General features: G+C 37.8%; 26 protein-coding genes. 2 read left to right on the forward strand and 24 right to left on the reverse strand.

The features are described 5' to 3' along the window. Positions 1-38: 38 nt before the first annotated feature. The 15 genes from QGM71_RS04250 to smc form a co-directional block, all read right to left on the reverse strand. Positions 39-314: an EscU/YscU/HrcU family type III secretion system export apparatus switch protein gene (locus QGM71_RS04250; RefSeq protein ID WP_327606262.1), complete on the reverse strand. Its 276-nt coding sequence runs from the start codon at positions 312-314 to the stop codon at positions 39-41. After that, positions 311-2,098 (reverse strand): hypothetical protein, encoded by a 1,788-nt coding sequence (locus QGM71_RS04255; RefSeq protein ID WP_327606263.1) that lies wholly within the window; start codon positions 2,096-2,098, stop codon positions 311-313. Before QGM71_RS04255 ends, QGM71_RS04250 begins: the two co-directional genes overlap by 4 nt. Before the next feature lie 18 nt (positions 2,099-2,116). Beyond that, complete coding sequence (locus QGM71_RS04260) at positions 2,117-2,887, reverse strand: ribonuclease HII (protein WP_327606264.1); 771 nt, start codon at positions 2,885-2,887, stop codon at positions 2,117-2,119. Between the two features lie 363 nt (positions 2,888-3,250). Further along, complete coding sequence (gene ylqF, locus QGM71_RS04265; protein ID WP_327606265.1) at positions 3,251-4,096, reverse strand: ribosome biogenesis GTPase YlqF; 846 nt, start codon at positions 4,094-4,096, stop codon at positions 3,251-3,253. A 15-nt stretch (positions 4,097-4,111) separates the two neighbouring features. After that, the gene (gene lepB, locus QGM71_RS04270; RefSeq protein ID WP_327606266.1) at positions 4,112-4,669 is read right to left on the reverse strand and encodes a signal peptidase I; all 558 of its coding nucleotides are present in this window, start codon (positions 4,667-4,669) and stop codon (positions 4,112-4,114) included. 139 nt (positions 4,670-4,808) lie between these two features. Next, complete coding sequence (gene rplS / locus QGM71_RS04275; RefSeq protein ID WP_327606267.1) at positions 4,809-5,153, reverse strand: 50S ribosomal protein L19; 345 nt, start codon at positions 5,151-5,153, stop codon at positions 4,809-4,811. Between the two features lie 138 nt (positions 5,154-5,291). Continuing rightward, complete coding sequence (trmD, locus tag QGM71_RS04280; protein WP_327606268.1) at positions 5,292-6,020, reverse strand: tRNA (guanosine(37)-N1)-methyltransferase TrmD; 729 nt, start codon at positions 6,018-6,020, stop codon at positions 5,292-5,294. Next, complete coding sequence (gene rimM, locus QGM71_RS04285; protein ID WP_327606269.1) at positions 6,020-6,535, reverse strand: ribosome maturation factor RimM; 516 nt, start codon at positions 6,533-6,535, stop codon at positions 6,020-6,022. Before rimM ends, trmD begins: the two co-directional genes overlap by 1 nt. Positions 6,536-6,549: 14 nt before the next feature. After that, the gene (locus QGM71_RS04290) at positions 6,550-6,927 is read right to left on the reverse strand and encodes a YlqD family protein (protein ID WP_327606408.1); all 378 of its coding nucleotides are present in this window, start codon (positions 6,925-6,927) and stop codon (positions 6,550-6,552) included. A 91-nt stretch (positions 6,928-7,018) separates the two neighbouring features. Next, positions 7,019-7,246, reverse strand: a complete 228-nt coding sequence (locus tag QGM71_RS04295) for a KH domain-containing protein (protein ID WP_327606270.1) — start codon at positions 7,244-7,246, stop codon at positions 7,019-7,021. Between the two features lie 14 nt (positions 7,247-7,260). Beyond that, positions 7,261-7,533 (reverse strand): 30S ribosomal protein S16, encoded by a 273-nt coding sequence (gene rpsP, locus QGM71_RS04300; RefSeq protein WP_327606271.1) that lies wholly within the window; start codon positions 7,531-7,533, stop codon positions 7,261-7,263. Between the two features lie 236 nt (positions 7,534-7,769). Then, positions 7,770-9,113: a signal recognition particle protein gene (gene ffh, locus QGM71_RS04305; protein WP_327606272.1), complete on the reverse strand. Its 1,344-nt coding sequence runs from the start codon at positions 9,111-9,113 to the stop codon at positions 7,770-7,772. A 13-nt stretch (positions 9,114-9,126) separates the two neighbouring features. After that, positions 9,127-9,450, reverse strand: a complete 324-nt coding sequence (locus QGM71_RS04310) for a putative DNA-binding protein (RefSeq protein ID WP_327606273.1) — start codon at positions 9,448-9,450, stop codon at positions 9,127-9,129. Positions 9,451-9,533: 83 nt separating this feature from the next. Further along, positions 9,534-10,523, reverse strand: coding sequence for a signal recognition particle-docking protein FtsY (gene ftsY / locus QGM71_RS04315; protein WP_327606274.1), 990 nt, complete (start codon positions 10,521-10,523; stop codon positions 9,534-9,536). A 19-nt stretch (positions 10,524-10,542) separates the two neighbouring features. After that, positions 10,543-14,112, reverse strand: a complete 3,570-nt coding sequence (gene smc / locus QGM71_RS04320; RefSeq protein WP_327606275.1) for a chromosome segregation protein SMC — start codon at positions 14,110-14,112, stop codon at positions 10,543-10,545. Positions 14,113-14,491: 379 nt separating this feature from the next. Here smc and QGM71_RS04325 point away from each other — a divergent pair, with 379 nt between their 5' ends. Further along, entirely contained in the window at positions 14,492-14,716 is a 225-nt protein-coding gene (locus QGM71_RS04325) for a DUF1128 domain-containing protein (RefSeq protein ID WP_327606276.1), read from the forward strand. A 47-nt stretch (positions 14,717-14,763) separates the two neighbouring features. Here the strand turns inward: QGM71_RS04325 and rnc are convergent, their stop codons facing one another. From rnc to sdaAB, 9 genes are all read right to left on the reverse strand, one after another. Beyond that, a complete protein-coding gene (rnc, locus tag QGM71_RS04330) occupies positions 14,764-15,447 on the reverse strand; it encodes a ribonuclease III (RefSeq protein ID WP_327606277.1) in 684 nt (227 codons plus the stop codon). A gap of 169 nt (positions 15,448-15,616) precedes the next feature. Continuing rightward, a complete protein-coding gene (acpP, locus tag QGM71_RS04335; protein WP_327606278.1) occupies positions 15,617-15,850 on the reverse strand; it encodes an acyl carrier protein in 234 nt (77 codons plus the stop codon). A gap of 134 nt (positions 15,851-15,984) precedes the next feature. Continuing rightward, the gene (fabG, locus tag QGM71_RS04340) at positions 15,985-16,725 is read right to left on the reverse strand and encodes a 3-oxoacyl-[acyl-carrier-protein] reductase (protein WP_327606279.1); all 741 of its coding nucleotides are present in this window, start codon (positions 16,723-16,725) and stop codon (positions 15,985-15,987) included. Then, positions 16,726-17,664, reverse strand: coding sequence for an ACP S-malonyltransferase (gene fabD / locus QGM71_RS04345; protein ID WP_327606280.1), 939 nt, complete (start codon positions 17,662-17,664; stop codon positions 16,726-16,728). It lies immediately after the preceding gene. Further along, positions 17,661-18,659, reverse strand: coding sequence for a phosphate acyltransferase PlsX (gene plsX, locus QGM71_RS04350; RefSeq protein WP_327606281.1), 999 nt, complete (start codon positions 18,657-18,659; stop codon positions 17,661-17,663). Before plsX ends, fabD begins: the two co-directional genes overlap by 4 nt. 1 nt (position 18,660) lies before the next feature. Further along, positions 18,661-19,236, reverse strand: coding sequence for a transcription factor FapR (gene fapR, locus QGM71_RS04355; protein WP_327606282.1), 576 nt, complete (start codon positions 19,234-19,236; stop codon positions 18,661-18,663). 95 nt (positions 19,237-19,331) lie between these two features. Next, positions 19,332-21,365 (reverse strand): ATP-dependent DNA helicase RecG, encoded by a 2,034-nt coding sequence (gene recG / locus QGM71_RS04360; protein ID WP_327606283.1) that lies wholly within the window; start codon positions 21,363-21,365, stop codon positions 19,332-19,334. Between the two features lie 20 nt (positions 21,366-21,385). Further along, positions 21,386-22,255, reverse strand: coding sequence for an L-serine ammonia-lyase, iron-sulfur-dependent, subunit alpha (gene sdaAA, locus QGM71_RS04365; protein ID WP_327606284.1), 870 nt, complete (start codon positions 22,253-22,255; stop codon positions 21,386-21,388). A gap of 24 nt (positions 22,256-22,279) precedes the next feature. Beyond that, positions 22,280-22,942 (reverse strand): L-serine ammonia-lyase, iron-sulfur-dependent subunit beta, encoded by a 663-nt coding sequence (gene sdaAB / locus QGM71_RS04370; protein ID WP_327606285.1) that lies wholly within the window; start codon positions 22,940-22,942, stop codon positions 22,280-22,282. A 141-nt stretch (positions 22,943-23,083) separates the two neighbouring features. Here sdaAB and QGM71_RS04375 point away from each other — a divergent pair, with 141 nt between their 5' ends. Beyond that, complete coding sequence (locus QGM71_RS04375; RefSeq protein ID WP_327606286.1) at positions 23,084-24,367, forward strand: NCS2 family permease; 1,284 nt, start codon at positions 23,084-23,086, stop codon at positions 24,365-24,367. The last annotated feature ends 75 nt before the right edge of the window (positions 24,368-24,442 follow it).

Raw genomic sequence — 24,442 nt, forward strand, 5'->3', positions numbered from 1 at the left:
TCACAACAATTACAGAAATATGTCGGTACATATATTAATTAATCACTGCCCTCCAGACGCTGATCCGTTCGGTACACAAAAGCGAAGACCTCTGCTACCGCTAGATACAGCTCTTCTGGGATGGTTTCATTAATATTCAACTCAGCTAAAAGCTCTACTAGTGAAGAATCTTCCAATATAGGAATATTATTTTCATTTGCCTTTTCAATAATACGATCAGCTAGCAGCCCCTTACCCGATGCAGCAATAACAGGCGCATTTTCGCGTTTTTGATCATATCTTAGCGCCGCGGCCTTTCTTCGTGATTCTTTCATATGCGGAAATCAACTCCTTTGTAAGAAGGTTGGTATGCTGTTTTAGCTTTTATCGGATCGTCTGATTTTTTAATCGGCTTAAACGCAACTGTAGATAGTTGATAATTTAGGTCTTGCAGTCCTTCTTTTAAAACCGGCTGTATGGAAATAGAAAGGTCCTTCAACTGATCAGTGTCGTTAAATATTGTTACCGCTACGGCACGTTTTTGTATATTCATATCAATTATGGTTTCTTTCAAATTGGCAAGATCCAAATAAAATAAAATTCGACAATAATCCGGATTAATTTCCCCTTCAGCTGTTTTTCTTCCTTCAATCTCCAAGTTCAGATCACTAGCTAAACCAAGCCTTTCACCTGGTACTTGTAAGCTTGCCTGCAGAAAGTTAGTTGTTTCATTAACTGTACTGAGCTGCATCCCGTTAATGAAATGAAGCAGCTGTTGTCCACGTTCGTTAACGGCTCCATCACTGTGCTGAAGCAGTTGCAAAAGCATTCCTTTTACAGTCGCCTGCTGCTGTTCAGGATCCTTAGCCAGCTGATTCTCATAAGATAATCCAGTAAATAAAAGTGTCTGATTTACTTGCATCATAAATTGGTCCCTTGGTGTAGCCTGTATAAATCCTTTATTCGTATTTACTGTATGTAAAGTATGTTCGATAGTCGTATAGGTTTGCATATGATTTAATGTTTGGATCACTGCTAAAAGCTGACGAAGTTGTACAGGGTTATTTTGAACTATCTTTGTTATCTGCAGCTGTCCGTCAGATAGCAATGGTGCTATTAACTGCGTAACTTGCTGCTTCATTTGGCTGAATTCCTGTAAGGATAGAGTACTATTAACAGCTACTGACCGGCTGATTTTGTCTCCCCATAATTGTGTTATTTCTCTCGTTCCGCTCAGCAACGCTTCCTTATTCGTAACCATTTGTTCGAAGGCTTGAATTACCCCATTAGCATTTATTTGATGTGGTAATTTCAATGTTGAAGTCTGTTGGTTTGTAATGTGCTGAAGGTTTAAATTATTTTGTTTAGCCACCGCTTCCCATTGAGACTTCCAGGCAGAAAATTCCACTGATTGGTCAACAGCACCGGCTGCTTTTAGTATAGTAAAAAGCTGGCGATTATTTGTCATAATTTCGTTAAGGATTTGCTTTATTAATGCAGTACTGGCATTTGAAGGTGGTTCAACCATCCTGCTTAATCGGTCTGTTAATTGAGGCTTTATTGAATCCTGCCTAAGTTGCTGTAAGACTGATTTCATTTGAACTGTACTAGACGACGAATGTTTTACAACCAGTGCGTGATAAACGGATTCTGTTATTGGAAATTTTGCTGTAATCATCTCTTTGAGTATAGTCCCTGCCTGAACTTTATTCTTAACACCATCCAGCACTTGAAATGCCCGACTCAACTGCACTTTATCAAACGGTATTTTTTCCCCGATTAACGTTTGCAGAAAGTCTGTATTTGTCTTACTTGTTTTCAGTCCTAATTGCTGCATAAGATTGGTTGCATTACTGTGCTCTTGATTAACTAATGGCTCTCCCAGGACTCTTAAATGAATAACGTCACCTGTAGCCTGAACTTGAAAGTGGTATTTTCCACCAACAGATAATGATGCTTCCAATTGAGCAATCATTTTTTGCGATCCCAGTTGAATTTGTGCTTTGTTCTCAGGATAAAGTTTCAGTATTTTGCCTTGGATTATTTGTCCTGTTCTAAATCCTTGAACAGCGATTTCAGTCTGAGCTTTCTGTGTTCCAGATACTCGATATATACTCAAATAAAGTCACCCCCAAATTCATTGAACGATATTACGTACTGGAGAGAAAGATCTTCTGTGGTAGGGAGAAGCGCCATGTTCATCAAGTTTATTTATATGATTTGCCGTACCATAGCCCATGTTTGATTTGAAATCGTATACCGGGTATTCATTATGTATTTTTTTCATATAATTATCTCGTGTAACCTTTGCTAAGATACTTGCAGCTGCAATGGTTATGCTTTTGGCATCTCCCTTTGTAATTGCTTCTGAATTGCATGGTAGATTACCTAAAGGAACAGCATCTACCAATATATAATCAGGTTGTGGATCCAACTGTTTTACTGCATCATACATCGCTATTTTAGTTGCTTCATATATATTCACTTGATCAATTTTTTGACTATTGACTAAGGAAATACCATAGCTTACAGCCTGCTCTTTTATAATAGAAAAGAAAGCATTACGTGTCTTCTCATTTAACTGTTTTGAATCATTTAAGCCAAGTAATTTAAAATCAGCAGGTAAAATAACTGCAGCAGCTACCACAGGACCTGCAAGGGGGCCTCTGCCGGCTTCATCAATGCCTGCTATACATTTATAACCAGATGCATATGCATGCCGCTCATAACTGCTCATATATTTATATTTAGATTCCAGTTCTTCCACTTTTTCCTTCTTTTTCTCATAACTATTAATCAGCTGATGAACCCCTTTTCGTTCGTCCATTTTTAATTCTGCAATTAATTCCTCATTAAGCTTACCAGCCTCAAATAAATATTTTAAGGTAGCAATTGATTTTTTATTCATATAAACACCTTTCTCTCTATCTTTTATCGGCAGTTACGATTAAAATTGTTAGTTAACACAAAAAATAGGCTCTTGTCGCGAACTTTGTTGCGTTTTAATTCTCACAGTTGATATAAAGTGCGTTGAGTGCCCGGATTCGCTCCGGCACAATATAACGCTTTCCATGATCACAGCCTAAAGCCTCCTAGAGAAGCAAAGAACGGTTCTACCGGAGTCTTCGGACACTGTTGCTCCGACGAACACGGCGTTCAAGTGTCGTCGTTTGCTCATAGATGTTTTTGGCGGGACGAGTAACCAGTCATAAACTTTTAGAAAACAGTCAAAAAATAAGACACCCATCCTAAGATGCATGTCCTGCCTTTCTTATTCTGGTGTCTCTAATGTAATGTTTCCAAGTCTACCTGTACGGAGGTCACGAATAACAATATCGGATACTTTTTCAAAATTGATATTACCGCCACTTTCCAATGCGCCGCGCTGTTTTCCAATTTCAACAAATATTTTCAACATATCTTCTTCACCTGGATTGACATTGTATCGTTCTTGAAATGCATTTGGATAATGCTCTTGCATATATCTAACCACAAATGCAACTATATCCTGGAGTGACAATAACTGATCTTTAATAGTACCTATTGCTGCTAAACGGTATCCTACTAATTCATCTTCAAATTTCGGCCATAATATCCCTGGCGTATCAAGCAATTCGAAGTCCTTTTTCACTTTGATCCATAATTGCTGTTTCGTGATACCTGGTCGATCACCTGTTTTTGCTATTTTTTTATTTGCTAACCGATTGATTAGTGTAGATTTGCCCACATTAGGAATACCAACAATCATAGCTCTGGCAGGTCTTGGATTGATACCCTTTTTAACAAGTTTGTCCATTTTTTCCTGCCCAAGCTCCTTAGCTAGTTGAATAACTCGCTTAATATCAGCCTTGTCATTCACATTAACTGCGATTGCCGGGATTTCTTTTTCTTTAAAGTGTTCAATCCATTTATCTGTTTGTCGATTATCAGCTAAATCTTTTTTCATTAGAACGATCATTTTCGATTTACTCTGCAATACTTGCTGCAGCATCGGATTTTGGGATGACAACGGTGCACGGGCATCCACTAGTTCCATAATAAAATCTACTAGCTTTAACTTTTCTTCTACTTCCCGCCTCGCTTTTGCCATGTGACCTGGAAACCATTGTATTGACATATGCTATTCCACCTACTATTCTACAATCTGTATTCGATCAAACGGCCAATAAACTAAATTTGTTCTACCGACAATTTCTTCTATTGAAATAACACCCAGCATTCTACTATCCGTCGAGTTACTTCTGTTATCTCCTAAAACTAACAGGTGGCCTTCAGGGACAACTTCATGTTCTCCTGGAAGGTTCTCCAGTGTAAAGTCTGTTGTCAGTGTTTGGTATGATTTCATTTGATCCTTTTGCATTGTTAAAAATGGCTCCTGTACTTCTTCTCCATCAATGTACAACACATTATCAATTACTTCAACATGCTCTCCTGGTAGTCCTATGACTCGTTTAATAAAATCTTTTTGAGCAGAGGCATGGAAAACAACAATATCATATCGTTCAGGTTCTTTAATAGTATAAATAAATTTATTAACAATCATCTGATCTCTATCATGCAATGTCGGCAGCATAGATGGACCATCTACAACAATAGGAGCAAACAAAAACATGCGAACAATAAAAGCTAAGCCAAAAGCAATTAACAGTGCCTTAACCCAGTCAAACCATTCACTTTTCTCTTTAGCCATGTATTCCCCTCCGAACAAAGTACTATATATCTACTCTATAGTTTAAGCTAACAGATCAATAACATACAACTTTGACTTGTAATTAAAACAAAAAGGAGCTTGTGCACATTGCCAAGCTCCTTTTTTGAATAATGTTTTTCTATCGACGTTCTTTGATACGTGCTGCTTTACCACGCAGGTTACGAAGATAGTATAACTTCGCACGACGCACAATACCACGGCGAGTAACTTCTATTTTTGCGACACGAGGGGAATGTACTGGAAAAGTACGTTCAACACCAACGCCGTAAGATAGTTTTCTTACTGTAAATGTCTCGCTGATTCCACCATTTTGGCGCTTGATTACAATACCTTCGAATACCTGAATACGCTCACGAGTTCCTTCTACAACTTTAACGTGAACTTTAACAGTGTCACCTGATCTGAATTCAGGATGATCTGCACGAAGTTGATCTTTTGTTATGTCTTCAATAAGTTTTTGCATCTTGCTTCACTCCTTCCAACCAATGTTCTTATCTCACTAGGTGACAGCGGAACATCGTCTATGTGGCTTAAGTTATAAACTTAAACACAAGAATAAATATACCATAATAGGATTATGAGCACAACCGTATTCTATAATTTATTCCTTGATTTCATTTAATAGTTTTAACTCTTCATCTGACAATGTTTGCATCTCTAATAAATCTTTACGCCGTTCATACGTCCTTCTGAGTGATTCCTTTTTACGCCATGCCTCAATTCTCGCATGATCCCCGGATAATAGAACATCAGGCACTTTAAATCCTCTAAACTCAGCAGGTCTTGTATAATGTGGATGTTCCAGGAATCCTGTTGAAAAGGAATCTTTCGGTGCGGATTCTTCATTTCCCAACACATCGGGAATTAAACGGACAACACTATCCACAACAACCATAGCACCTAGTTCTCCACCAGTTAATACATAGTCACCAATAGATATTTCATCTGTAATCAGGTGATCTCTGATTCGCTCGTCAAAGCCTTCGTAGTGACCGCAGATGAATATCAGGTGTTCTTCTTTTGCCAATTCTTCTGCTTTTTTCTGTGTAAAAGTTTCACCTTGGGGACACATCAGGATTACTCGGGGAACCGTTGCATTTTTTTGGGTAATAGCATCAACCGCATCAAAAACAGGCTGCGGGGTTAAAACCATTCCTGCTCCCCCACCGTAGGGATAATCATCCACTTTCTTGTGCTTGTTCTCTGTATAATCTCGAATGTTAACCAGGTTATAACTGTATCTTTCCTTTTCATGTGCTTTTTTTAATATTGATGAGTTAAAAACACCTGTGATCATTTCCGGAAATAGGGTGAGTACATCAATATGCATCAGTCAAGCAGTCCTTCCATAGGTTTAATGACTACTTTTTTTCCAGCAATGTCTATTTCAGTTACAACCTCTGCAATATAGGGAATTAGTATATCTTTCCCTATTGGTTGCTTAACCACCCAGACATCGTTTGCTCCTGGAGATAAAATCTCAGTAACAGTACCAAGTTTTTCTTTATTGTTCGTAAAAACGTCACAGCCAATTATTTCGTGATAATAATATTCGTTTGTTTCCAATTCTGTTAACTGATCCTCTGTAATTTTTAATTCGGACCCTTTAAATTTCTCTACATCATTAATATTATCGTAGCCCTCAAATAGAATAAGTTCAAAACCTTTATTGAGACGACGACTCTTGACCACCACTTCCATCGGCTCGCTTCCTTCAGAAACTATAAATAGAGTTTCTCCTGCAGCAAAACGCTCTTCAAAGTCACTTATACGTAGTACTTTAAGCTCTCCGCGTATTCCATGTGTGTTTACAATCTTTCCTACGTTAAACATCTTTTTATTCATTTCATCACCTGCTATCAATCTATTCGGATTACGATATCATCTTTAATGACAATCGCTCTTTCCCCCATAATATCATTCCAATGCGAACCCTCTGACACTTCAACAAGAGCTTCAACTTCTTTTTCGGTAATTTCACTGCCCAGTTCAAGCATATCCAATTGTTCGTTCTTAAAATCGGCAAGCTTAATTTTTTCTTTCCGATTATTGATTTCTTGTTGAAAACGATTCGTTACTTCCTGCTTCGATATACCTGGTTTATTTTGTAGCTTCCGTTGTTCAAACAGAAGTTGTTGACACTCTTGTTCAAGCCGCATTTTATGATTATGAAAGTTTTCCCTTAGTTTTTCTTTGCTCTTTTCTGTGACAATTTGTTTGATTAGGACTTTCTTCATTATTTTCACTTTCTATTCCTCACCCTCACAAAACGTCTTATATTCTGTTTTCCTGAGATGTGTAAAAAGGGAAAGGTATCTCCCTCTCCCTTTACATAATATCCAAATAAATTCTCTTTTTAGAATCCGTCTTCGCTGCATAAACAACTGTACGGATTGCTTTAGCGATACGTCCATTTTTGCCAATTACCTTTCCAACATCCTCTTGATTAACAGAAAGATGATAAACAATCTTTGTTTCTTCCTCTGTTTCTGTCACAACAATGTCTTCCGGATGATCAACTAATGACGTAACAATAGATTCTATTAGGGCTTTCATGATATCACACTACTTTACTTTTGATTTTTCTGGTCGTGGAATTTCTTCATGATGCCTTCTTTTGAGAAAAGATTGCGTACTGTATCACTTGGCTTCGCGCCTTTAGTCATCCAATCAAGAGCTTTATCTTCATCTATTTTAACTTCAACTGGATTCACAACCGGGTTATATGTTCCGATTTGTTCTATTTGACGTCCGTCTCGAGGAGAACGTGAATCAGCTACGACGATACGATAAAATGGATTTCTTTTCGATCCCATACGTTTTAAACGAATTTTAACAGCCATTATCTTGCACCTCCAAATATAAATGTTTTACACAATTGTAGATTCTATCAGAAATCGCAAAGTCTGTAAAGTGTTTTTACATTACAACGGAAAAACCAATGAATTTATTTCATTAAATCTCTAAGACTACAAGGCATATTTCGGTTAATGTTTTGTTGTCTTCAGATCAGTAATCATCTATCCCCCGTGCATACCTGCACTAGTGATATCTTTATCAGGTTGGTTCGCCTTTTACATTACATAAATGGAAACTTCATTCCTTTTCCTTTTTTCCCTTTTTGCATATTGGTCATTTGCTTCATCATTTTCTTCATTTCGTCAAACTGCTTTAATAGACGATTTACTTGAGAAACTGATGTACCAGACCCTTTTGCAATACGTTTTTTTCGGCTGGCATTCATAAGACCAGGGTCTTGTCTTTCTTTCTTTGTCATCGACTGAATAATAGCCTCCACGTGAACAAGTTGTTTCTCATCCAGTTGCGCATTTTTTAGCCCTTTCATTTTATTGGCGCCAGGGATCATCGCCATTAAATCATCTAATGGCCCCATATTCTTAACTTGACCCATTTGCTCTAAAAAGTCATCAAAGGTAAACGACATCGTACGCATTTTTTCTTCCAGTTCTTTTACTTGTTTTTCATCTACATCAGTTTGTGCTTTTTCAATTAATGACAGAACATCGCCCATTCCGAGTATGCGAGAAGCCATTCGCTCCGGGTGAAATGCCTCCAGTTGATCTAATTTCTCACCCATACCAGCAAACTTAATTGGTTTATCAGTTACTTCTTTAATAGATAATGCAGCACCGCCCCTTGTATCTCCATCTAATTTAGTCAGGACCACCCCTGTAATATCAAGTTGATCATTAAAACTTTCAGCAACATTTACTGCGTCCTGCCCTGTCATGGCATCAACTACCAGAAAAATTTCATCTGGTTTAACATTGCCTTTAATTTGTTGCAATTCATCCATCAGTTCTGTATCTACGTGCAATCTTCCTGCTGTATCAATTATTACATAATCATTGTGGTTTTCCTTAGCTTTCTCTATTGCTTTTGTTGCTATATCAACTGGTTTTGTATCCGTGCCCATAGAGAAGACAGGTAACTCGAGTTGTTGTCCCAATGTTTCTAATTGATTAATTGCTGCTGGACGATAGATATCACAGGCAACAAGTAACGGTGATCGATTATGTTTCTTACGCAGCAGATTAGCCAATTTACCTGAAGTAGTCGTTTTACCTGCTCCCTGCAAACCTACCATCATAATAACAGTTGGTGATCGTTCAGCAACTGCAATTTTACTGTGTTCCCCGCCCATAAGTTCTGTCAACTCTTCTTTAACAACCTTAATAACCTGTTGACCTGGCGTTAAACTTTCCATTACTTCTTGCCCTATGGAGCGTTCTTTAATCCGCTTGATCAGATCTTTGACCACTTTAAAGTTAACGTCAGCTTCAAGTAAAGCCAGGCGTACTTCACGGGTCATTTCCTTAACGTCTTGTTCTGATACTTTACCTTTACCAGTAATCTTCTTGATTGTACTTTGTAAACGGTCGGCCAAGCCTTCAAATGCCATAGAAGGTGTCCCCCTAATCTAATTCTTTTAATTGGTTAATCATGTTTAATAAATCACTAGTATCCTCAACTAGTGATTCTTCCATTTGTTTAATAAGTTCAGCACGTTGCTGAAATTTCTTATATAAATATAATTTCTCTTCATAAGATTCAAGCATTGCTTCTGTTCGTTTAATATTATCATACACAGCTTGCCGCGAAACCTTAATCAACTCCGAAATTTCACCTAAAGAATAATCCTCCAAGTAATACATTTCCATATAATTCCGTTGCTTGGGTGTTAGCAATGCATGATAGAAATCAAATAAATAATTAATACGTGTTGTTTTTTCAAGCATATTGTACACCCCTTGTTAAGTGAAATCCCTTTACAATATATAATAACGAAAGTTCCGTTTCATTGTCAAGTAGGTTCCGTCTGTTATTCATCCAGCATATCAGCAAAAAGTCCATATACAAAAGCATGTGCATTAAACTGCTGCAAATCGTTCACTTGTTCACCCAGCCCAACAAATTTTACTGGTATATTTAATTCATTGCGTATTGCCAGTACTATTCCACCTTTTGCAGTTCCGTCCAGTTTTGTCAGTATAATCCCAGAAACAGACGTAGCTTCAGAAAATGTTTTCGCTTGGTTTAGAGCGTTTTGTCCAGTTGTTGCATCCAAAACAAGTAAAACCTCATGTGGAGCGCCTGGAACTTCTCTTTCAATAATACGCTTTACTTTTGCAAGTTCATTCATAAGGTTGACTTTATTTTGGAGCCTTCCAGCAGTGTCACATAGCAGCACATCGGCTTTACGCGATTTAGCTGCCTTTATACCATCAAAGATTACTGCCGCCGGGTCGCTCCCTGCGCTCTGTTTGATAACATCTACGCCAGCTCTCTCTCCCCAGACTTCCAATTGCTCTATCGCCCCAGCACGGAACGTATCCCCAGCAGCTAGTACGACTTTTTTTCCTTGTTGTTTCAATTGATTTGCCAGCTTACCAATAGAGGTTGTTTTCCCTACACCGTTTACGCCAACTACAAGTATTACGGATAGCTCATTTTCTTTAATTGCTAAACCCTCAATTTGTTCATTGTCATCTCCATAATAAATTTCTACCAGTTTTTCAGATATAACATCTTTTATATCCTTTGTATCCTTAATGTTTTGACGCTTTACTTCCATTTTTAACTCGTCTATTAAATCCATTACAGTCATTACACCAACATCCGCTGATATAAGTACTTCTTCCAAGTCTTCAAAGAAGTCTTCATCAACGCTGCGGTAACGGGCAATTAGATCATTAATTCTGCCTGAGAATGAAGTGCGGCTTTTCTTCATCCCCTCTTTATATTTTAAAGAAACCTCTTCTGTTTCTTCATTTTGTGTGAATTTATTTTTCAATTTCTGCATAAAACTCATTCGTAGAAGCCTCCTAATCCTATTGTAATTCAACCAATTCCTTTGTATCTTCCAGCCTTACGGATACTAACCGTGATACTCCTGATTCTTGCATGGTAACGCCATAGAGTACGTTCGCTTCCTCCATTGTACCTTTCCGGTGCGTAATAACAATAAATTGCGTATCCTTACTATACAGCTTTACATATTTTGCAAACCTGGTTACGTTGGCTTCATCCAATGCAGCTTCAACCTCATCCAGCACACAAAAAGGTACTGGTCGGACACGTAAGATTGCAAACAACAAAGCAATTGCCGTTAGGGCACGTTCTCCACCTGAAAGCAAGCCCAGATGCTGGAGTTTTTTACCAGGTGGCTGTGCGATAATATCCACTCCAGTGTCTAATAAATTAGCAGGATCAGTTAATTTCAACTCAGCATGTCCCCCGCCAAACAACTGCTTAAAGACTTGCGTAAACTCTTCTTTTATCTGGGAGAACGTCACGTCGAATCTTTTTTGCATTTCTTCGTCCATCTCTGCAATCACAGCATACATTGTTTCTTTTGCTTCAACTAGATCATTCTTTTGTTCTGATAAAAATGTATATCGTTCCGAAATACGCTCAAACTCATCGATAGCACCTAAATTTACTGTGCCTAATCGTTCTATGCTCAGCTTTAATTGCTTAACAATAGACTCTGCCTCTTCCATCTGTTCCGCTTTTTCATAAGTTTTTTTGGCTTTTTCGAATGTAATTGTATATTCCGTTTGTAAATGAGAAAGGCGGTTTTCCAACTCAACATCTAAGCGATTAGCTTGAACTTCTGTTTGTTGAATTGTCTGCATCACTTTTTGGTGATTTTTGTTTTCTTCTTTTAACTCTCTTTCTTTATCTTGCATCAATTGGGTTTTCTCTAATCGTTGAGAACGAGTTTGTTGAATCGTTTGGTTTAATGCAGATTTTTCATTTTTATTAGAATGTATAATATGATCAATACCCTCTTCTGTTTCTTCGCTTTTATTGAATGCCAGCAATTCATCCAAATCTAATTTGTATTCATCATATTGTTCTTGCAGTTCTGTCAGCTGTACCTGAATAACATTCGTTTTTTCCCGTTGGTTTTTTACCCGCTCTTCTTGTTCTGCCAATGCAACTTGGTAATGATGTAAATCTGTTTGTAATTGTTCCTGGTTCTCTTTAACTGCTGCCTCTTTATTGGTTAATGTGTCTATTTCTTCTTGTATTTTTATAAGCTGATCTTTGATGTTACTGAGTTCGTTTGACAGCTGTTCATCTCTTAATTCCAGTTGATCTCTGTCCTGTTGAAATTGTTGCTTATCCTGATCATAGATGGCAAGGTTATCATTTAATGCATTTTTCTTCGTCTCTAATTCTCTTAGCACTGTCGTTAGTTCTTGTTGGGATTGCTGTTCAGAAATAATGGATTCTTCCTCTGCCTCTAATTGCTTTTCCTTTTGACCGAGTAACAGTTTTTGTTCATTAACCTTCTTTTCAAAAGCACTAGCCCTTACCTGAAATTCATTTAACTTTTCTGTGATTTCCTGTAAATCTTTCTCTCTTGTAAATAAGGATTGGTTTGTTTTCTTTTGTGCCCCACCCGACATGGATCCACCCGGGTTGACTACGTCTCCTTCAAGTGTTACAACACGATATCTTCGCATAATAACCTTTGCTAAATCATTAGCATCCTTTAAGGATTTTGCAATGACTACATGCCCCATTAAATGATTTACAGCTTTTTCATGGCGCACACTGGATTTCACCAGATCTGCGGCAATGCCTATAAACCCAGGATGATTGTTGATTTTGGTGAGCATATCCTTTGTAATAAACCGCTCTTGTATAGAAGACAATGGCAAAAATGTCGCGCGGCCATTATTCGTTTGTTTAAGCCATGTAATTGCGTTACGTGCTGCTTGATCATCGTCAACTACTATATGCTGAGCTTGACCACCTAAAACGGTCTCGATAGCAGTAATATATTTCTTGGGAACCTCTATTAACTCGATTAAAGCACCATGCAGGTCTACCAGTTTTTTTTCGTCTCTTGCTTTAAGAACGGACTTAACACCGTGAAAAAAACCTTGGAAATCTTCTTTCATTTCTTCCAGCATTTCCTTCTTTGATTTTAGCTTTTCAATATATTGATAACCTTGATACAGCTTTGACTGCGACTCTTCGTACAGGCCACGTTCCTCTTCAATTTCACTTTTTAACTTTCTTATAGCCGTTTCTTTTTTGATGCAGATCGTCTTTTGTGTCTCTAAATTCTCTGCGGTTTGTGATACATTCTTTGTTATTTCTTCTCTACGTTTATTCAAGTCCTCAAACTTTACTGTTTGTATGTCTTTCTTACTAAATAATTGTTGTAGTTGCTGCTGGACAGACTGCTTTTCATTTCGTTTTGCAGCCTGGTTATTAAGGTATTCAATATAGTCCGATTTTAAATCCTCAATCTTGTTGGCTATTGTTTGATTATCGACTGCTAATTTACCCTGCAATTGTTTTACATCGTGCTGAGTCTTATCTTTTATTACCTGCAACTCAGATAATTTTTCTTTTTCTTCAATTAGCTCGTCATGTAACTTACCAATACGAACGGAGCTCTCTCGTTTTTGTGACTCCAGCTTTTCTCTGTTTTCCGCAAAATGCTTGGTACGTTCATTTAGAAGTTGTTTTTTTCCTTCATATTGCTCAAGTTGCTGTGTTGTTGTAAGTAGTCTTGTTTGTAAATCATCGATTGCCTCATCAAGCTTCTGTAAATCCTGTCGTTCGTTTTCTAATCCTGCTTCTTTTTGTTGGATGCGTGTCTTAAGGTTAATTTCACCCATTTTTTCTTGATCTAATTTACTTAATAATGCTTTCCATTCACCATGAAGCTGATCAATTTCTGCTATTAAGAAAGCTATTTCCTGCTGCTTCAGCTGTTCTTTTAACTCAATATATTTTTTTGCTGTATCCGCCTGTTGCTCCAGCGGGTTAATTTGCTGCTCTATCTCATAAATAATATCTTCAACCCGATTTAAATTTTCCTGCGTTTCTGCCAGTTTATATTCAGCCTTTTTCTTCCGTTGTTTATACTTTAAAACACCAGCAGCTTCTTCAAAAATTGTACGTCTTTCCTCTGCCTTAGAACTTAGTATTTCTTCAACTTTCCCTTGACTAATAATAGAGAACGCTTCACGTCCGAGACCAGAGTCCATAAACAAGTCAACAATATCCTTCAAGCGGCAAGGTTGTTTGTTAATATAAAATTCACTGTCTCCAGAACGGTAAACCCTCCTTGTTACACTCACTTCTTTAAAATCCAGCGGCAATGTTTGGTCCTGATTATCGAGGACAAGTGTAACTTCTGCTACATTGAGAGCTTTTCTTGAATCACTTCCCTGAAATATGATATCTTCCATTTTAGATCCGCGTATTGATTTTGCCGATTGCTCTCCAAGTACCCATCGGATTGCATCGGTTATATTACTTTTACCACTACCATTTGGACCTACTACGGCAGTGACTCCTGGTACAAACTCTACCTTTATCCGTTCAGCAAATGATTTAAAACCCACACTTTCCAACCTTTTTAAATACATATACATTCTCCTAAAGAACAAAAGCGTAAGTGGCCTTTTAGCACGTTACAGGGGCAGTTTTTCGTGCATCACGAAAAGTTGCGTGTTGACTTCTTCTTACGGACCTGGCTAAATTGATACCAGTCACATTTTTGTTCAAATTCTACTCCCTTGAAAAAAAGTTATAAAATAGTTTAAATTAATGCACAATCTCTATATAAATTCATCTGTGGATCTTTCCCAAAAAAATGAAGACTAGTAAGAATAATAGCTAAATATTAAAAAATGACTTGGCATTTCACCGCATTTATTTTATCATAAACACAGAAGCAATAGAAGAATAGAACGAGTTGTATATATTTGTTTCCTGTACTAATCATAAAATGAAGAGGGTGTTAAAATGAACTTGGACTATCCATCACAAGAAAATTTAAAGTTTATCTTAGACGAATTGACTAAGCGTTTAAATATAGTTAATCGTTCAATCATGGATGCAGAGGATTATGATATAGATAAATACCATGACTTAAAACTTATGTATGATATGGTGTTGTATAAAGATCAGTTAAGTGCGTCTGAATCCCAGGCTTTTATTGAAGAATTACGTACGGTTAGAAAGAAATAAGCAGGAAAAAGGCTGTGGTTCAAAGTCACAGCCTTTATTTATTATGCTCATTCGGTGAATTTATCTAAAGCTGCTTTAGCAGCCCTTTGCTCCGCCTCTTTTTTTGTACGGCCTATCCCCACTCCTGATATATTGTCTTTAATAATCACTTGTGCGACAAACTCTTTATTGTGTGAAGGGCCTTTCTCTTCCACTATCTTATATGCCACTACTTGGTTTCTATATTGTTGAATTAATTCTTGCAGTTGACTTTTATAATCCATCGCATGCGAAAAAGCACCTGTAGTAATTTTCGGAAATACATGCTCTTCTAAAAATTTCAAAACCTGCTCAAACCCCAGATCCAAGTATAGGGCTCCCAGAAACGCTTCAAATACATCAGCTAACAGTGCAGGACGTTCCCTTCCTCCTGTTTGCTCCTCACCTTTTCCAAGAAGAATATGATCACCAAAATTAAGATCTCTGGCGAAATTAACCAAGGATGGTTCACAAACAATGGATGCACGTAATTTTGTCATTTCTCCTTCTGGCATTGCTGTGTTTTTTTTATATAAGTATTGGGAAACACCCAGTTCCAAAACAGCATCACCTAGAAACTCCAATCGCTCGTTATCCGAAAATACTTCTTCACGATGCTCATTCACATAGGATGAATGTGTAAAAGCCTGTTTCAATAATTTATGGTTCTTAAAAGTAATATCCAGCTGCTTTTCTAGTTGTGCAACATTCATCCATGTCACCCCTGTTTTCTTTATATATACGGAAAGTCCCGCTAATGCGAGACTTTATTGTTTAAAGCTTAGTCGTGTTCAATAAAGATTTACTGAACATTAAAGAAACAGCTTAAATAATCCACTATAAAAATCCTCTTCTATAATAGCTCAGTCTGTTCTGCTTAATTTATTGTAAACTGTTTATGTAGTTTACAGCATCACCAACAGTATTTATCTTTTCAGCCTCTTCGTCAGCGATCTCCATATCAAATTCATCTTCCAGTTCCATTACAAGCTCTACTACATCTAGAGAATCAGCTTCTAAATCATCTTTAAAAGAAGCTTCCATTGTAACTTTTGACTCTTCAACATCAAGACGGTCAACGATAATAGCTTTTACACGATCCAACACATCTGCCATAATACTTCACCTCCCTTCAAGTAGTATATAGGATTCAGGTTTAGATTTCTACCGTTTTAAAGAGGTAGCTTTAGTAATCTAGCTAGTCCCATCCATACACTAATAATTCATCCGACACCCTGCATATCTTGGATTTACATCACCATTCCACCGTCAATATGCAGGGTTTGCCCGGTTATGTAATTAGCATCATCCGATGCCAGAAAACGTACTACTTTTGCCACATCTTCAGGTTCACCAAGCTTCGCCAGAGGAATCATAGTTAACATTCCCGCACGTTGCTCATCCGTTAGAGCATCTGTCATATCGGTTGATATAAACCCTGGTGCAACAGCATTTACAAGGATATTACGTGATGCTAATTCTTTTGCAGAAGATTTGGTTAAGCCGATAACCCCTGCTTTAGCTGCTACATAATTAGCTTGTCCTGGATTGCCGCTAACACCTACAATAGAGGCTATATTTATAATTCTTCCAGCTTTTTGTTTCATCATTTGTCTTGTAACTGCTTTTGTACATATAAATGTACCTTTAAGATTTGTATTAATAACCTGGTCAAATTCTTCTTCTTTCATTCGCATCAATAAATTATCTCTTGTAATACCAGCATTGTTGACTAGAATATCCAATGTCCCAAATTGACTAATTACTTCTTTGACCATCTCTTTTGCGCTTGATTCATTTGCAACATCTGCTTGTACCTTGAAGGCTTTAGTTCCCAGTTGCTCAATTTCTTCAACAACAGATTGTGCTTTAACTTCGCTGCCTGCGTAGTTAACTGCAACATTGGCTCCCTGCTTGGCAAGCTCTAATGCGATTGCCCGGCCTATGCCGCGTGATGCACCAGTAACTAATGCATTTTTTCCTTTTAACATTTATGACTCCTCCTTATACCATGAAATAAAGTCTTTCATTGATTTTATGTCCTGGACTGCAAAGGCTGGTATACTACGATCAATCTTTTTCACCAGGCCACTCAACACTTTTCCATTACCCACCTCAACAAAAGCATCAACACCCTGTTCAATCATACGACGTATAGATTCTTCAAACCGAACAGGAGAATATAACTGCTTAAGCAGCAGGTCTTCTATTTCTTTATTATCTGTAACAGGTGAAGCAGATACGTTGGCATAGACTGGTATACTGGCATCTCTGACCTCAACTTTGTCCAGATGCTTAGCGAATTCCACATTGGCAGATTTCATTAACCTGGAGTGAAATGGTCCACTGACATTCAGTGGAAGAACACGTTTGGCGCCGTGGGCTTTTAGAGTAGTAATTGCTTCCTCAATACCTTCTTTTGAGCCAGAAACCACAATTTGTCCTGGACAATTTAAATTAGCAATATCAACAATCTCTCCACTTACCTCTTTCAATGCGTTTTGTACAGATTTCTCATCTAATCCCAGTACTGCGGCCATTGTTCCTTGACCTTTAGGAAACGCTTCTTCCATCAATTTACCTCTAGTTTCAACTAATGGTAATGCTTTATCCAAAGAAATGGATCCAGCTGCAACTAAGGCACTGTATTCACCTAAACTGTGTCCAATTGTCATAATGGGTTGAATTTCTTCTTTCAGAAGTAAGGAGTGTATTGCTATACTGGACAATAATAGTGCAGGTTGGGCATTCTCTGTTTCAGTTAGTTTTTCTTTAGGTCCTTCGAACATAATTTGGGTAATATCTTTATTTAAAACTTGATTGGCTTCCTGGAAAAGCTCTTTAACTTCAGGGTAATTATCGTAAAATTCCATTCCCATACCTACCGCCTGAGATCCTTGACCTGGAAACATGAAGGCAACACGCTTCATTCTTTCTCCTCCTTGTTCAATTCAATTGTATTTTTTATTGTTTCTGTCACATTATATTCAACCATATGGCATGCTTGCTTTATAGCGCTGTATACTGCCCTGCGGTTTGAAGATCCATGGGCTTTTATAACTGGGGCCGCTAATCCAAACAATCCTGCTCCACCATATTCAGAGTAATCCAGCTTGTTCTTTAGTTCTTTCAAATCCTTTTTAACCATACCTGCTGCAATTTTAGTTTTCATGGAGGACATAAACGTATCTTTTAACATCGAAAACATAGTCATTGCAGTTCCTTCTATGGTTTTTAAAGCAATGTTACCACTGAATCCGTCTGTTACAACAACGTCTGCCGCTCCATTTAGTAAGTCACGTGCTTCTACATTTCCTATAAAATTTATTGGTGCATTTTTCATTTGAGCAAAAGCCTTTTTAGTCAGATCGTTCCCTTTACCATCCTCTGTGCCTACATTCAATAGTCCGACTGTTGGATTTGATACAGCTCGTACCTTCTCTGTATAAATGGATCCCATTATTGCATACTGTACTAAATGATCGGCTTTCGCATCAACATTCGCTCCAACATCTAATAGCAAAAATCCTTTACCGTCAATTGTAGGCAAAGTCGGGCTTAAAGCCGGTCGATCGATACCCGGTATCCTGCCGACTACAAATAAACCAGCGCTCATTAATGCACCTGTGTTCCCTGCTGAAATACAAGCGTCTGCTCTGTTCTCTTTAACTTCCTGAGCCATTAAAACAAGGGAAGCATTTTTCTTACGTTTTACCGCTCTAACAGGTTCATCTTCACTTGTAATTACTTCTTCTGTATGTATTATGTCAATATTCTTCTCGTCAGTTACGTATGCTCTAATCTTATTTTCGTCTCCTATTAAGGTTATATGTAAATTGTCTATCTGGGAAACGGCATCCATGGCACCCAAAACTATTTCTTTCGGTGCATGATCTCCACCCATAGCATCAATTGCTAATCTCATATCACAATTCCCCTTTTTGTTCATTTGACTGGTACATGTGAAAGAATCCTGTAAAGACAATTTCTTTCTCTACATAGCTGCTCACCTGCACAATTGTTAGCCCTTTTTCGTTTTTTCCCTCAACGGTTGCCTTTGCAATAACACGTTCACCTTCTTTAACTTGTCTGGTGAACTTAAGCTCTGATTTAGCAGTCAATGCCAATTCGTCATTTATTACCGCTACAGCAAGCGAATTAGCTTGTGCAAATATATGATGCCCGCGGGCAATCTTATTTCTTGAAAAAACATGTTCAGGTTTAATATCCAGAATGGAAATAGCTCGCTCGTCCAGTTCTAAATCAATAACTTCTCCGATTACTTCATCCAGTGGCAATGCCTTTACTGTTTCATTCCATTGAACATTTGCTACAGACTTAATCCGTTCACGGAGTTCTGGTATAGAAAGCTCCATCCGATCCAACCGGATAGTTTGAATACTTACGGAAAACTCCTTTGCTAGTGCTTCATCTGTTATGAAAGGTGTGTGCTGGATTGTTTCCCTCAATAAACGTTGACGTTCAACTTTAGATCTTCTCATAAATGACACCGTCCACATGTAATGATAAAAATATAGATTTAAGACTTGGTACTAATAGTAATATATATTACCAGCTTTAATTATGCAAGCATCCTTTAATCCAGTTTCTCCTTTAAAAAGGAATCGTTTTCCAAGTACTGCTTTAACTTGTAAAACTCTTCATCCTGTTCCAGCATGTTCATTTCTATTATTTCTTGCGCATCATTACGTGCTGTTTCAAGGGCCTTATAATCATGAACCATATCAGCAACTTTAAAATCGGGGAGTCCACTTTGCTTCTTGCCAAAGAAATCTCCCGGTCCTCTTAGTTTCAGATCTTGCTCCGATAATTCAAATCCGTTCGTAGTTTCGGTCATAATCCGCATTCTTTCTTTGCCAACCTCTCCTTTAGGGTCAGCGATCAAAATACAATAACTTTGCTGTTCTCCTCTGCCAACTCTCCCTCTCAACTGATGGAGTTGAGATAAACCGAATCGTTCAGCGTCGTAAATAACCATAATTGTTGCATTTGGCACATTAACCCCAACTTCTACAACGGTTGTAGATACTAGTATCTGTATTCTGTTTGCAGCAAAATCCTTCATAATACTATCCTTTTCATCTGTGGAAAGCCGACCGTGCATTAATCCTATTTTTATATTATCAGGATAATATTCCTGGAGTTGATGGTATAAATCGACCGCATTTTGGATGTCCAATTTATCTGATTCCTCAATAAGAGGACAAATAACATATGCTTGCTCTTTAAGCATAATTCTTTTTTCTATGAATCCTAATACTCGATCCAACGCATTCTCCTTTATCCAGTATGTCTCAATTTCTTTTCTGCCCACTGGCATCTCATCAATTACCGACACATCCATATCACCAAAAGCGGTAATAGCTAACGTACGAGGGATTGGTGTCGCAGTCATAAATAGCACATCTGGATTTAGACCTTTATCCCGCAAAGTTCGACGCTGGTTCACCCCAAACCGATGCTGTTCATCGACTATCACAAGCCCCAGATCATTAAAATAAACATCATCTTGAATTAGAGCATGAGTACCTACAACTATTTGCACGTTATGACTTTTAATGGCTTCCACCATTTCTCTTCTTCTTTTTCCTTTTACAGAGCCTGTTAATAAAACAATCTGAGCTCTCTCACCAAACAGTTTAGTTAATGACTGATAATGTTGCTCTGCCAATATCTCAGTTGGGACCATTAAAGCACCTTGTTTTCCTGCAGTAATTGACGCGTATAGGCATACAGCAGCCACAGCTGTTTTCCCAGAACCTACATCTCCCTGCAGCAGCCTGTTCATCCGGTAAGGGGACTTCATATCTGTTAATAACTGATTTAAAGATTTATTTTGAGCTTCCGTTAAAGTAAATGGAAAAATATTCACAAACTCCTTAACTTTTTCTGAATCATAATGCTGTGCATTACCTTGGGTTGCTTCACGCTTTAGTTTGCGAAGAAGTTGCATTTTTAACTGAAACAGCAAAAACTCTTCATAAATAAATCTGCGTCGTGCATGTTTTAACGCGAGTCTATTAGGGGGGAAATGTATGGTTAATAACGCATCTTTGCGATTCGGCAGTTTGTAAGCATTCAAATACCTTTGTGGTACCATTTCATCAATATCATTGCTGTAAGCACTTAATGCATTTTTTATAATTTTTTTTAATTTATAATTAGTCACATCGCCTTTAACAGAATATATAGATTGAATTTCTGCATGGTTTTCTGCTGGTCCGGTTTTATAACTACTAACTGTAATTTGTAGTCTATGTGTATCCCACTTACCGGTTAATGTAATCATATCTCCGGCATGTATTTGTTTTTTTGCAAAAGCCCGGTTAAACATGACAGCTTTTATGGCAACTCCCTCTACCTCTAAAGTAAATGACAATCTGGATTTGTTTTTTCCATAATATGTGAGGGAAGGTTCATGGATAACCCTTCCCTCAATCGTTACTTTATCATCATGTATCAATTCGCTAAGAGGCTTTATTTCGAATACGTTGTATTTATATGGGTAATTGTTCAGTAAATCTTCAACAGTATGAATATTTATTACTGCTAAATCCTCAGCAAATTTTTCACCGACGCCTTTTATCTGTGTAACAGACTCACTTAGCATGTTAATCACTCTCTCTATACTTACATTCCAAATATTTTCTCTTTTAGCAAACGACCTGTAGGTGTGTCCGCTAACCCACCTTCCCCAGTTTCACGTAAACTGGAGGGCATTTGTTTTCCTATTCGGTACATTGCACCGATGACCTCATCACACGGTATTCTGCTTGTAACACCTGCTAATGCCATATCAGCTGACACTATTGCTAGGGAAGAACCGCCTGCGTTACGTTTCACACAAGGGACCTCTACCAAACCTGCTACTGGGTCGCAAACTAAGCCAAGCATATTTTTTAATGTCATGGCGAATGCCTCTGAGGACTGCTGCGGTGTTCCACCAGCCATTTCAACAATCGCAGCAGCAGCCATAGCACCTGCTGAACCTACTTCGGCCTGACAGCCACCAGCAGCTCCTGAAATAAAAGCATTATTTGCAACTACAAATCCAAACGCTCCTGAAGTAAATAGATAGCGGATCATTTGATCACGCGTTGGATTCAGCTGATTTTTCACTGCGAATAATGTCCCTGGTACACAGCCGGCGCTTCCCGCTGTAGGTGTAGCACATATTGTACCCATTGCAGCATTTACTTCGTTGGTACCCATCGCCTTACTAACTGCATCCATTAATATGTTGCCTGAAAGCGGTGTATTTTCTTTCATATATTTTTGAATTAATACAGCGTCCCCGCCAGTTAAGCCTGTTACAGACTGCACCCCTTTTAAGCCATCTTCAATAGCCTGTTCCATTACATTTAAATTCTTTTCCATCTCTGCATATACATCTTCACGGGATTTATTTTTGATATCCATTTCCTGTCGTATCATTACTTCTGATATAAGAATATTCTCTTTTTCAGCAATTTCTACTAATTCAGCTACTGTTCTAAACATAGTAAAACTCCTCTCCTTGCTTTTCTAGCTGACAAGCTTGGCAATTTGAATGATATGATCAGCATTCTCTAATTCTCTTAAAACAGTATCGTCGACATTCTGATCGACTTCAATTACCATCAATGCCTCTTTCCCTACATCCTTACGATTAACTTCCATATGACCAATATTAATTTCATATTTTGCTAAGATTCTTGTAACAGACGCAATAGCTCCGAATCTATCATTATGCATAATTAATATTGCTGGATGATTTCCTGATAATCGTAGTTCGAAGCCATTTAGTTCTGTAATCTCCACCTTACCTCCACCAATTGATATTCCGACCAGTTCAATTTGATCCTCATCATTTCCAATGACAAGACGGGCCGTATTTGGATGATCAACTGCTGCACTATCTTCTACAAATTCTATCTTAAGATTCTTTTCTTTAGCTATATCGAGTGCTTTACTCATTCGTATATCATCCGTTTCAAATCCAAGAAGACCACCAGCCAGAGCAAAATCGGTTCCATGGCCTTTGTACGTTTTTGCAAATGATTCATACAAGTAGATTTTTGCCCACGTTGGTTCTTCTCCAAATAAATTACGTGCTGCTTTTCCTATTCGTGCAGCACCTGCTGTATGTGAGCTGGAGGGACCAATCATTACCGGACCAATAATATCAAATACTGAATTAAACTTCATATTTATAGTCACCGCCTAAATATTAGTATAGTTTACGCATCCATTGCTAAGTATAACAAAAAAGTCCATAATAATCATTTGTGGATTATGAAAGCAGTAATCGGGTGGGAGAGGGACAATCAATAACTACGAGGAATATATATGCCTTATAACAGCCAAGGATCAAAATTGAATCAGAAAGGAAACTTTCGAAACGAGATTGTTGCAGGATTAATCGGATACTTTACTACAGTATACATTGTAGTAGTTAATGGGTCTATACTTAGTGAAGCTGGAGTTTCCCTCGAAACAGGCATGATCGCAACCATTCTTGTAAGTTTCCTCGGAACGCTTTTAATGGGATTAGTTGGCAGGCTGCCATTAATTTTAATACCTGGAATGGGGATAAACGCTCTATTTGCTTATACGATAGTACAAGGAACCGATCTCAGTTTTCATGAAGGATTGGCTGTCGTGCTAGTTGCTGCCATAATTTTTTTAATTACAGCATTCAGCAAACTTGGGATTATATTGAAAGAAGCTGTACCAGATTCGTTAAAACATGCTGTAACAGTAGGGCTGGGATTCTTTTTAATCTTGATTGGTTTGGAGAAAAGCGGTCTTGCTGTCAGTGGGGAAAATACGATTATTGAGATTGGTGATTTCACTTCTCCAACTGTCATCGTAGGGATAATAACATTATTCTTAGCACTATTTTTATTTGTTAAGAATGTTCCTGCAAATTTTTTAATTACGATGATCATCGGAACCATACTTGCATCCATTTTCGGTATAGTTATTCCATCAACGGAACCTGTAAATATTAAGGCAGAAGAGATACTCTTTCTCCCATCGTTTACAGCAGTTGGTCAACTATCATTTTGGTTAGCTGTATTCCCACTGGCACTGATTCTTATTTTTGAAAATATGGGATTATTGCATGGTCAGCTTTATATGCTGAATCAAAATGAAAAATACGGCAGGGCTTATAAAGTGACTGCATTTTCAACTGTTACCTGTGCCTTTTTGGGAACATCGCCAACCGTTTCAGCTGCTGAGAACACTGCGGTCATAGCATCTAAAGGTAGAACCGGTGCAACAGCGATAATAACAGCGTTGTTATTCTTAATAACCATTTTTATCATACCCTGGGTTACTATGATACCAAATACTGCAATCAGCCCGATTCTTATCATCGTTGGATTTCTAATGGCTCAAAATATTCGACAGATACCTTTAGATGATTTATCAGAATCTGTACCTGCCTATTTAATTATAGCAATGATTCCATTTACTTACAGCATCGCTGATGGGATGGCTTTTGGGTTTATTGCTTATCCCATTGTAAAGCTTGCAATGGGTAAACAAAAGGATTTATCTGTAGCCCTACTAATTATATCCGCACTATTCTTATTCGAATTTTTAATTAAAATTATAGGAATATAAGGTGTGTTGGATAATCAGCTTTGCTTCATGTACAGCCAGTAATAAAAAGAAATCGCCTCTCCTGGAGACGATTTC

The organism is Virgibacillus tibetensis, assembly GCF_036026595.1.
Lineage (GTDB): Bacteria > Bacillota > Bacilli > Bacillales > Amphibacillaceae > Virgibacillus_P > Virgibacillus_P tibetensis.